Annotated in this window: 9 protein-coding genes; 3 read left to right on the forward strand and 6 right to left on the reverse strand. The window is 38.7% G+C overall.

Annotated features, from left to right (window positions below; translation table 11 throughout):
- Positions 1 to 110: 110 nt before the first annotated feature.
- Positions 111 to 935 carry an Rpn family recombination-promoting nuclease/putative transposase gene (locus LOR49_RS13610; RefSeq protein ID WP_240377290.1) on the forward strand — a complete coding sequence of 275 codons (825 nt, stop codon included), beginning with the start codon at positions 111 to 113 and terminating at the stop codon, positions 933 to 935.
- 907 nt (positions 936 to 1842) lie between these two features.
- Complete coding sequence (locus tag LOR49_RS17535) at positions 1843 to 1968, forward strand: hypothetical protein (protein ID WP_275899669.1); 126 nt, start codon at positions 1843 to 1845, stop codon at positions 1966 to 1968.
- 664 nt (positions 1969 to 2632) lie between these two features.
- Here the strand turns inward: LOR49_RS17535 and istB are convergent.
- Together istB and istA are read right to left on the reverse strand one after the other, a co-directional pair.
- Positions 2633 to 3412: an IS21-like element helper ATPase IstB gene (gene istB, locus LOR49_RS13615; protein ID WP_240377291.1), complete on the reverse strand. Its 780-nt coding sequence runs from the start codon at positions 3410 to 3412 to the stop codon at positions 2633 to 2635.
- Complete coding sequence (istA, locus tag LOR49_RS13620) at positions 3409 to 4962, reverse strand: IS21 family transposase (protein ID WP_240377292.1); 1554 nt, start codon at positions 4960 to 4962, stop codon at positions 3409 to 3411. Before istA ends, istB begins: the two co-directional genes overlap by 4 nt.
- Positions 4963 to 5109: 147 nt before the next feature.
- Between istA and LOR49_RS13625 the strand changes: the two genes are divergently transcribed.
- Positions 5110 to 5661 carry a recombinase family protein gene (locus tag LOR49_RS13625; protein ID WP_240377293.1) on the forward strand — a complete coding sequence of 184 codons (552 nt, stop codon included), beginning with the start codon at positions 5110 to 5112 and terminating at the stop codon, positions 5659 to 5661.
- A gap of 40 nt (positions 5662 to 5701) precedes the next feature.
- Here LOR49_RS13625 and LOR49_RS17540 read toward each other — a convergent pair whose 3' ends face one another.
- The 4 genes from LOR49_RS17540 to LOR49_RS13640 all read right to left on the reverse strand — a co-directional run bounded on the left by LOR49_RS17540 (position 5702) and on the right by LOR49_RS13640 (position 11037).
- Positions 5702 to 5824 carry a hypothetical protein gene (locus LOR49_RS17540; RefSeq protein ID WP_275899670.1) on the reverse strand — a complete coding sequence of 41 codons (123 nt, stop codon included), beginning with the start codon at positions 5822 to 5824 and terminating at the stop codon, positions 5702 to 5704.
- A gap of 477 nt (positions 5825 to 6301) precedes the next feature.
- Positions 6302 to 8884, reverse strand: a complete 2583-nt coding sequence (locus tag LOR49_RS13630; protein ID WP_240377294.1) for a DEAD/DEAH box helicase family protein — start codon at positions 8882 to 8884, stop codon at positions 6302 to 6304.
- A complete protein-coding gene (locus LOR49_RS13635) occupies positions 8877 to 10748 on the reverse strand; it encodes a site-specific DNA-methyltransferase (protein ID WP_240377295.1) in 1872 nt (623 codons plus the stop codon). The genes LOR49_RS13630 and LOR49_RS13635 overlap by 8 nt, the downstream gene beginning before the upstream one ends.
- The gene (locus LOR49_RS13640) at positions 10738 to 11037 is read right to left on the reverse strand and encodes a helix-turn-helix domain-containing protein (RefSeq protein WP_240377296.1); all 300 of its coding nucleotides are present in this window, start codon (positions 11035 to 11037) and stop codon (positions 10738 to 10740) included. The genes LOR49_RS13635 and LOR49_RS13640 overlap by 11 nt, the downstream gene beginning before the upstream one ends.
- Positions 11038 to 11114 lie beyond the last annotated feature (77 nt).

An 11114-nucleotide genomic window follows, 5' to 3' on the forward strand; every position in this document is an offset into this window, starting at 1 on the left:
ATAACATACCCTAACTGTCTATTTTTTAAAAGAGGAACATATTGGTGGACTTGGTGTAAATATTCACTAAAATATAGATAATAGCGCCGTTTCAGATTACCGTCGTCTTTTTGAATGCGATCCTCAAGCAAAGCGGTCACGAAGAAATCCAGGACATTTCTTTTCAAAATACCGAGTTTAGTGGTGAATACGAGGAAGATAAGCGTTCCAGATTAGACATTTTAGCGATGACTAATACCGGAGAATGGATTAACATCGAGATACAATTTACAAACCAATACAATATGGTGAAACGCTCTATTTATTACTGGTCCACTGTATATCGTGCCCCCATGAAGAGAAGGATGGGATACAGCGAGCTTCGTCCCGTCATTGCCATCAACATCATGAATTTTTCCTTATTTGAGCAAACAGACCGCTTTCATACCACCTATCATTTATACGAGGATGAAGAGTGCTTCCGGTTGACCGATGTCATGGAATTTCATTTTTTAGAGATGCCAAAGCTTATGAGCGATTGGAAGCAGGAGAAACTCGATCCGTGGAATGATGTTCTTGCAAGATGGATGCTGCTGTTAGGGATGGTAGATCATCGGAATGGCCAGGTATACGAAGATATCTATAAAGAGTTGGAGGTAATTGCCATGAAAGATGAAACATTAAAAAGTGCCTTCCAAGGATGGGATGTACTCAGTGCATCAACGGAGGAAGTCCTCGCATATGATGCTCGCCTCAAACAGGTGCTGGATGAAGAAGCAGCCAAACGAGAAGCAGAATTACGAGTAAAAGAGGCGAGAGAGGAAGCAAGAGAAGCTACCATTAAAGAAACGGCAAAAAGAATGCTCAAAGAAGGTTTGAACGTGGAAATGGTTGCCAAGTTTACGGATTTGTCAAAAGAACAGATCCAAATACTAAAAGAAGAGATGAAACTATAAAAAAGTGTATTAAGGTAGAAGGAACAGTTGATGATTATTTGGCAAATAGATCATAACCACTATTCCGTCTCATAAACTGGCATGGGAACCGTCCGTACCACTACCTTATCTCCAAACACTTCTCGTTTTTCCGAAGCTGCCTCTCGAAACCGGTTTTTCATTGTTTTTAAGTGCTCCTGCCCCGCTCGCCTGAGGCAGACGGATAGGACGCTATATTGGAAGCAGGCACTATGTTCCCTTTGTAGAGTCCGATTCAATCCATACTGTTTTTTCTTCAAAAGGGACTCTACGACTTTTACTCTTAAAAGTATCTGCATAGCCCAAATAGATAAATCCTAAAACTTCATCTTTCTCTGAAAGACCAAAAAAACTTTTCATCAGTGGGTGGTAACAAGGTTCACCTGTCCTCCAAATAGCACCAACCCCTGAGATCAGCCTAAGTAGGACTATTGCTCAGGAGCTGCGGGCCGCCTACGGGGTAAATTGGGAACAACAAATACAAGAGCATCGCGCGTTGGAAACTTGTTATTTTCATGAGCTAATCCCCTATTTTGCCAAGTCCCCTCCCTTACAAGGCTTTTTTTCCAGAATAGAGCGGCAGCATTTATATCAATTAACCGATATTCGGAATAAAATTTGCCATATGGAAACACTGGATACAAAAGAATTTAGACATTTAGAGAGCTGCTATCAGCTAATTAAGAACCGTCTACCATTAATAAATAACTTAACTGTGTGAATTTTTTACTAAAGAACATGCAGGGTACGTGGACAACACTTTTCTTCGCTTCCAATATTAGTCTATTTTGACACAATTTTTGCAGATTCCTCCATTACAGTTCCTTCCCCACCCTCAGGTTGCGGTACTATAACAGTAGGTATATAGTAATGGCAGGAGGTATCTATTATGAGCTATTTAACAAAAAAATCATCAGATAATTGTTATCCAACGAAAGAAGATATTGATAATTTACTGAAACAATTAGAATTATACTTAGCTCAGATTGATAAAAAAAAACGACGCCTGACATGATTATCTTTTAATTACCCTCAAAGATATCCCAACTTCATTTGCATGCGATCGTCCTCCCTTACAGGAGTCCCAATAGTTGTGAGTTAACGATAAAACGAGCACCTATTTTCCTTCTCCCTTTATTTAGCTATTCCTGCTGATGTAGATGTCGCATACATAATGGCATCAGTCCCGTAACGTTCCTTAATTTCATCAACCGTATGATTCAACTCATCTCGATCTAAGAGATGGCTCAAACAAACTAATTGACGGGCACCATCATGTAGTCTGTTTAAACTAACTCTTATGCTTCGAATCGGACAGCTACCCCAAAACGTTCGTTTTTGAGACAGTCCACACTTTCATTTGAAACTCTTAAAAATTCCCGAAACTTGGCCTGAACTCAAGTTTCAAAAGTCGTATCAAAAACAAAGTTACAATATGTGCTTATTTAATCATTTTTGATAACATATAAGTAACGAAATTCAAAAAGGGGTTCCAAAAAATGTTATTTGGCTATGCTCGGGTTAGTACTGAGTACGGCGGACGATTTTTACCACCACTGCAATCTTTTTTACCACCTTTTGCGAGTAAATGTACCACTCTTTGCGTTACCTCTTACCACGCTTGAAAAAGGATGAAACCCACTTGTGATTTCATCCTTTTTTGTCCTTTATCCCTTTCTTTAGAGGAGAACGTCGTTCTCTTCGTTCCTTGCTTCTTGGTGCACACCAAAGCGTTCTCGCATGGATACCTTTCCATCAATAAATATATCATAGGAATCATGGACAATCCGGTCGAGAATAGCTTCGGCCAGCGTACCATCTCCCAGCTTTTCATACCATCCATCAATATCGAATTGGGAACAGAATATGTTGGATTGTTTTGCTTGGCGCCTGGCGTTAATGATTTCAAGCAGGAGAGCTGCTTCTTCATTGGTCAAAGCATGAAGTAGCCATTCATCTAGAATCAATAGATCCACCTTCAACAGCCTTTTCATCAATTTGACGTAACTGTTATCTGCTTGATATTTGGCTATTTTAAATTCCTCTAGTAAGTCAGGCAAACGCGTGTATTGCACTTGAAAAAATTGACGGCATGCCTGCACACCAAGCGCAATGGCTATCCACGACTTTCCGGCTCCGGATATTCCTTTTAATATAACGTTTCGTCCATCTAGAAGATAACTTCCGCTAGCTAAGCGTAGGAGTAACTCTTTATCCAGCTTCCGATCATCGTAATACAGAATATCCTCTATCGAGGCTTCTTCCGGAAACGCGGCCTGTTTGAGTAGGCGATGAAGTTTATTGTTTTTTCGCCTAGATTCTTCATGATCAATTAATATGCCCAATAACGTATCAAAATCCATTTCTTTGTTTTCTTCCTTCAGAAAAAGAGCTTCATAGGCTTCTGCCATCCCTGATAATTTCAGTGTTCTAAGTTTATCGATATTCTGCTGGTTCATTTGCTTTTCCCTCCAAAGTAAGAAGCACCGCGAGTAAAACCATGTTTATTGTCGACTTCTCGTTTCCTCTGTGCAAAAGCTTTCTCTGTGGCTGCTTTTTTGTTATTCTTGATCAGCGTTTGGATACTTTTGACCGTAGGTCTTTTCGTGATTTGGCAGACCATTTGGCACGCTCGTTCGATCTCATAAACGGTATAGCTGTGCTCCAGCTTCTTGAGGGCAAAAATGGACTTCATTGCCTGTTTTTCTACGTCATAGCTATCTATCAGGAATTTCACGACTAAAAGGGTATGTTCTCCTACATTCGCGGCCCACTCCAACGCATCTTGAGGTGTTTGTTCAGCATAACGTTTATGGTTATCCGGCATGTGATCATCCAAGGTAGAATGTTGGCCGTATTTCCCATATAATGTTCGATGAGAGGCTATTCTCATATGATGAAAATACACTTCTATTGCTTCCTCTGAGACTTTCACGTCCACTTGTTTTCCTATGTATTCATAGGGAACGGAGTAAAACATACTTTTTACAGAGATGTGATAATCGGGCTGTACCTTGGCAGTCCGCCATTCAGACATCTGGTAGTCTTTTGCGGGAAGAGGGGAAAGGGCAAATTTCTCTTCTTCCATAAACGCTGACCACCGTGAACCCTCTTTTTTCGTAAACGGCCGATGGTTAAACTCTTCTAGTTTCTTCTGAATCTCCTGATTCAGTTCTTCCAATGTAAAACACTGAACATTCCTTAATGCAGCGATAATCCACGTGGAAACCGTGTTGACGGAACTTTCCACACTGGCTTTATCTTTTGGAGACCGGACGCGTGCCGGCATAACGATGGAACGATAATGGTGTGCCATTTCTTCGTATGTTTTATTTAATACCAGCTCTTTGGAAGTGTGCTTCGTCACTCCGGTCTTCAGGTTATCCGGAACGATGATTTGGGTGGTCCCTCCCATGTAGGCAAACGCGTGTTGATGAAGCTTAATCCAGTCCGATAAACCCATGGATAAAGATCCTTCCACATAAGAAAGCTGTGAACAAGGAAGAGTAGCTACAAATACATATACTTTAACTTTTTCTCCCGTGTCAGGGTCGGTGATAAACAAAGGCGAACCTGCCCAGTCCACTTCTAATGCCTCTCCTGGTTTTCTCCGAATTCGCATGGTTGCTTTATATTTCTGGGCAAAACGATGGTAGTGCTCCGTGAAAGTTCGGTAAGCGTAGGGAATTTTATCTTGAGCCCTGGCTTTTCTCACATATTCCTCATGAAGCAGCGTTAATGTGACATGCGGTTTAGCCAGTTCGGCATGCAGATAATCAAAATCAATCATATACCGCCCTGATGCTTCCAATTTCTTCTCCGGATAAAGGAAATCCTCAAGCCATGGATCTGTCATTTCCTCGTCTAATGGACATTTCAGTCCTCTCTTCTCGGCAAGTCTTATCACCTCCGTTACTTTTTGCCGGGAGTGACGAGTGATGGCAGCGATACTTCGGAAACTTCTCTCTTCCTCGAAATGCAATTCCAACATCCTCCGATATGGGAACATAAAAAACCTCCTGTATTCCTCATGTCATGCCGCTTGGCATGCTCATTAAGTATACAGGAGGTAGAGGAATGGTAAAGCCTTCCGCAAAAAGTGGTAAACTTCTCCGCATTTATTGGTAAAAAAGATTGCAAGAGTGGTACAAATTGAATGCCGTCTTCAAGTACCAAGGATCAAAATCTACATATGCAGTTTGATGCGTTAAAGAAATATGGAGTGGAAGAGAAAAACATCTTCTTAGAAAAAATTACGGGGACGAAAAAAGACCGGCCGGCATTTAATGAAATGGTGAAGTATCTTCGTGAGGGAGATACCGTTGTCGTTTACAAACTCGATCGGATCGGCCGCAGCACAAAACACTTAGTGGACTTGATCAATGACTTCCAAGAAAAGGGAATTAACTTTGTCTCGATTAATGAAAACATTGATACAACTACGGGAATGGGCAAGCTTGTCTTCACTATATTTAGTGGCTTAGCGCAGTTTGAACGTGACATTATCTCAGAACGTACAAAGTCAGGGTTGGATGCAGCAAGAGCTCGAGGAAGAAAAGGTGGCAGACCAAGAAAAGACCAATCCAAGCTAGAATTGGCCTTTAAGATGTATGATAGTAAAGAGTACAGTATTAAAGAAATATTGGGTGCTACAGGGATAAGCAGGGCGACGTTTAATCGATATTTGGCGGACCACAAAGTAAAATAAATAATATTTTCACTAAAAATGTTTTACGTTTTATCAAAATTTAATGCATTTTATTTTTGTGTTTATTTAGAGTTTTAGCTGCTTCACTTTTTTTCTTTTTAGATTTTGAGGTGGCTAATACTTTTCCAGCTTTTCCTAATGGGCCCCCGGAGTGTTTCGCCAATGTGATCACCTCTTATTGATATATGTTCTACAAAATTTAACATACAACAGACTATAGGAAATAAAATATGAGCAACATCATTTTTAGATTATGTGGCTTCCCTCAAACCGTATTATAAAGTGGTAATTAGGAACCCACCCCTCAAAAATGTTTACCGGAAAATAGAAACTTATTAAACTTCTCCTTGCCAAATTAAATACCTTATACTCCCATGCTAAAAAACCAATATACCCTACTTTACTCCTTTCTTTAGATAATAGTTTAATAAGTGTTCGCCTACGTTTATAATGTACCATACCAACTGAATATTTACAATATATAGTATGTAATCCAAACTTAGATACTATATGTGTAAAAATAGAAATAATATATTTACTGAGATCCTTCACAGCAATGAGATTGAAGGTAGGAAATCAATTATTTCAAAAAAGAACCCTAAATTGATAGGGTTAGGGTTCTTTCGTCTTTCTACACATGCTATAAATTAAATAACGTCTTATTAAAGTTCTCACGAAAGCCTTGCTTTAATCTCTTATCATTGGAATAGAACTTCACACCTAGCAGCCTGACATCTTCATTCTCCGTTAAGACTTCTATGTCAGTTCTGGAAGATAAGGAGGTCAGGAAGTCTTCTTTCCACTGGTCTTGTAAACGTAGATGGTCTCCTTTCGGCTCAAGAAAAACCTGATACGTATATTGCTCATCCTGAAGGTAAAGCAGAAAATCAGGCATAAATCCACGTGTGCCATTAATTTCAACGATTTTTACTTTGCGTTCATTCCTTATCAGGAATACTTCCTGATATTTTTCTTTCAGCTGCTCCATATAATCATTGATAAAATCAATGAAGGAGCTCTCCAAGTTATTAACGATCGCTTTATCATAGATATACCAATGGTTATCACGCATACTTCTTGGTTGGACAACTTCATTTATGTTGGATATTTTAGCATTCACTTTATTGAGTTCAATGTAGTAGTCGTTGATCAAGTCCGGCATAGAAATCCCTTCGAATACTGCAGTACCTCGCTCTTTCATATAATTGGACCGGATGTTCTTCTCAATATAATCCAAATATTTTTCGACCATCTTGAGTTTGGCCAAAGGCTTCAAGTGTTCAATCTCCACTCCTAAAGGAAGAGATACATAAAAGGTGAGCTCCCCTAAGAAATCCGGACTTTCCATAAATTCCTTCATGCTGGTTAAAGCAGGAACATAATGCCTGAAATTTTCAAAATGAAAAAATGGCTTCCTCTGGATCGCTTTCTGGATAAATCTGCACTCCACGACCCATATTCGTTCATGCTTCTGTCCTGTACTAATCTGTTGCTTCTTTTTGCCATAATGTTGTTCTACTGTTACCTCAAAAGGAATTTCATAATCTGTGGTAACATTATATTGCTCCAATGTCTTATAATCATCAGCTGTCGTCTTCACCAGCTTGTTGATATAAATCTTCCCATTTTTAAAGATCGGATGCTTCTTAAACGAAGGTTTGATTTTCGCTTCTAACCGATCGTATTCATCTTCTTTAATTTGAATACTCGCAGACTCCAGGGACTTCTCTAGGTTCTTAATATACGCATTATCATTAATGGTATGGTAATGAAGGCTTTCAATCACTTTCAAATCAGTTTGTAATCGATCGAACCTACGTGTGTATGAACGTTCCCCTTTATATTCAAAAGGATAATACCTTGCTCCACGGCCAATCAATTGAGCTTCACTGTCCGTCGTAGTTTTCGTCGAACTAGCCCCTTCACTGATCCGTACGATGTCAAACAGATTCAATACGTCCCAACCTTCGTTAAGCTTAGCCACTGCAAAAATAGCACGGATAGGGTTGTTCTGTTCTTCCAGTGTATTTAATAGCAACGCATTATCTTCTGAAAGAAAAGCTTTGTCATTGGCATTTAGAATCGTTTCTTCCGTGAAATCCCACTGCAAGTCACGAATCACCTCTTCAAGAGGTTGTTCCTTGTAATATTGGAACATTTTACTCCAAATGCTGTTCTCATGCTTATAAATCGAATGGCCAAGGTCAATAATTCGTGATAATTCCTGCAGTGTTAATCCATGGACCATACTTAAAAGCTTTTCGTTTGCTGCCAGAGAGGTGGCAATTTTATTCGATTTAAACAAGATGATCGGCTTCAATTCTATGCATTGTTCTTTGGCCACATATTTCCGGTATTGGCTTAAGAGGACGCCGTTCAACATCTTATTCTCGTCTTCTTCATCCGCACGAAGTAAAACTACGTTCTTCGAATAGCCATCTTCCATAAAGCGTCGCAAATCATACTGATATACAATCTTATCCTTGTACTTCTCGAACAGGACATCTTGATTCAAGTTGACCGTAGCCGTATATTCCAATAAACGGTTCGATGGATGAAGCTTTAATAAGGTGCTAACGGTGTTTTCCCACGTTTTCTCTTCCGCTTCCTTCGTATTCAGCTTCCGTTTGTCTCTTCTGGTCCATGCATTGATATGGTGCGCTTCATCGGCAAGTAGTACCAGTTTCATATTCTCTAAGGATTCATAAGTCAATGAATTCTCTTTCGGCTCCGTTAAATCCCCATGAAGTTTTTGTATAGTGGTTAACTTCAGATAGACGGTGTTGGGATCAGGGAAAGCTGGAAATACATCAACGACTTGGATAGAAATGCGTTGCCCATCAATGACGATGCCCTCTTTGCGGAACAGATACTTCGCAGACTGATCATTCGTCAGGTTATCATAAGTCTTTCGAATGATGGCATCGCTATTTACAAAGAAAATGAAATTTTGCTGATCGTGTTCCTTGAAAAGATACAGAATGGTTGCAGCTAACACCAATGTTTTCCCGGAACCCGTAGCCATATGGAATAAAAGATGGTTGAATGACATGTCGGCACTATCCAGTTCTTGCGTATAGATTAATTGGCGCAAGGCTTGTTCCTGGTATCCTCGTAAAGGATGACTTAAGTTATCCTTTATATAATCCGGAACGTCCGGAGGAGTAACAAACAAGGAATTGAACTGATCTTCTATTCGCCGGTGAAGAATTTCATTACTCATTCGTAGCACCTTCTTTTTGGTAGAAGGAATAATTAAATGCTTTTACTGAATCAGAAATATCATATTGGCTGTCTTCAATTTCCGAATAATTCAGGTATAGTTGATTCAAGTCCAGAACCTGAATGAGTACATCCTTCTGTTCCTCCAAGGATAACTCTTGAAAATTCTCATTTTCCGCAGTTACCTTTTCCAAATCCACCTTAAAATTCAAATAGGCTGCTTTCTTCATATGATCAATAACGGGCTCTAATTCATCGGAGTTCTGACACGCTTGAATACCATGAAGAAACTCTTCGTTTAATCTATATAACTCTGCATAAACGAAACTGCCTCCACCTTGCCAATTAACTTCCTCTGAGATACCTCCTTGTTCCCCTTCAATGACCTTTTGAAGACGAGGTACTGAAACACTGTTGATATAATCCATCTGTTCAATTCCAATAAATTGACGGTTCATTTTCATTGCAACTGCTGCAGTTGTTCCTGTACCCAAAAAGAAATCTAGGACAATGTCATTTTCTTCCGAGGCTATTTGAATAATTTTACGAAGAAGTTTTTCAGGTTTAGGAGTAGAAAATACTGATTGACCAAATAATGCTTTAAGTTCACTATTTGCTTCTCGAGTAGTCCCAGAGTCTGTACTATCCCAAATATTTTCAGGAGTTCTCCCTGATTGATCTGATAAATATATTTTCCGGATAATACCTGAATTATCTGGCTTGAATATAATTTCTTTTGTTTTAATTTTTTCCTCAATCGACTCCTTAGACCATCTCCACCCATTTTCCGGAGGGTGTATAATGGTTCCGTCAGGAGATTCAATATTAAACTTTAAAGTTTGACGCAAGTTTGGACTTCTTACATCTCCAGCTCTCCATAATCCTTTAGGATCGTTATCTGGATTTCTATAATTCTTATTATCCTCATCTGTTCTAGGCAACTCGAAAGGTTTCATTGTCTCTTTATTTTTAGCGTAGACCAATAAATGATTATAATGTCTTGAAAAAAACCTTTCGTCGTTCTTGCTCTGTTTAGTATGATTCCATATCACGTCTGCAATAAAGTTTTCCTTTTCAAAAATTGAATCTAGCAATACATTCAAATAATGACTTTCATTATTATCAATATTGATCCAAATACTTCCATTTTCGGCCAATAAGTCTTTTGCTGCTTCTAAACGATTTTTCATGAATGTAAGCCACGTAGAGTGATTAAAGCGATCGTTATATCTAAAACTATCTCCACCAGTGTTATAAGGAGGATCTATATAAATTAATTTGACCTTTCCGGCATATCGTTCCTTTAAGCTATGTAAAGCTATAAGGTTGTTTCCTTTTAGAATTAAATTTTCTTTCTCTGAGAAAACATCAATATCCTTTTCTCCACGTTCATCTAATTTCTTTACGTTCCTTAGGATTTTTGATGAAAAAAGTGTATCTATTTCTTCCTTTGCAATGACATTATGATAGTAAACTTCCCTTTTACCAACATCTTCTTTGGTCATTCCGCCTTCCAGTACAGCATCTTTATGAGGAAAGTCTAGTACGACGTCTGTGTTGTACTTTAGATACTTACCCTCACTTGTAAGACCAACTTCATTTGTGTATTTTGTGTAACTATTATCCCAATAATTTTTATACCGTAGCATACTAATAAATACTTCTGATTTAAACAATAGGCCTGACGTCAATTTGATTGAGTATGTATTTTTCACCAATTCATTAGATAACAGCGCCTCAATAACGGTTTCATTATAGGACCTTATTTCTTCGATTAATTTATTCTTCAAAAGTGTATCTCCATCCCAATACTCAGGAAAGCCACTTAATACCTTATGTATTTCTTGTAATAACTTAGTTTCCATAAGCTTCATCCCTTCCAACTTCTGGTTCCATTTCATGCTGGATTTTATACACCGTATTACGAGACACCCCTGTTTTACGGTGGATATTCATAACTGACTCCTTCTCTTTTAACAACCGGACCACTTCATCATAGATAATTTTATCTTTTCCAGTTGCTCCTTTATGGTAACGTTTCTTTCCACCTTTGACCGATGAATTATGTGATGTTTTGCCAACATACAAGAAAAGAGAAACGAAGAACAATACAACTAAACCAATTATAATAATTATATAAATTGTCTCCATCATTTTAACTCACCGCCTTTATGCGACTAAATGGCTCGTTTGTTTAAAAGTCTGCTTGTTAGTGAAAATATTCTAGAGGC

The organism is Bacillus piscicola (assembly GCF_022458745.1).
Lineage (GTDB): Bacteria > Bacillota > Bacilli > Bacillales > Marinococcaceae > Alteribacillus_A > Alteribacillus_A piscicola.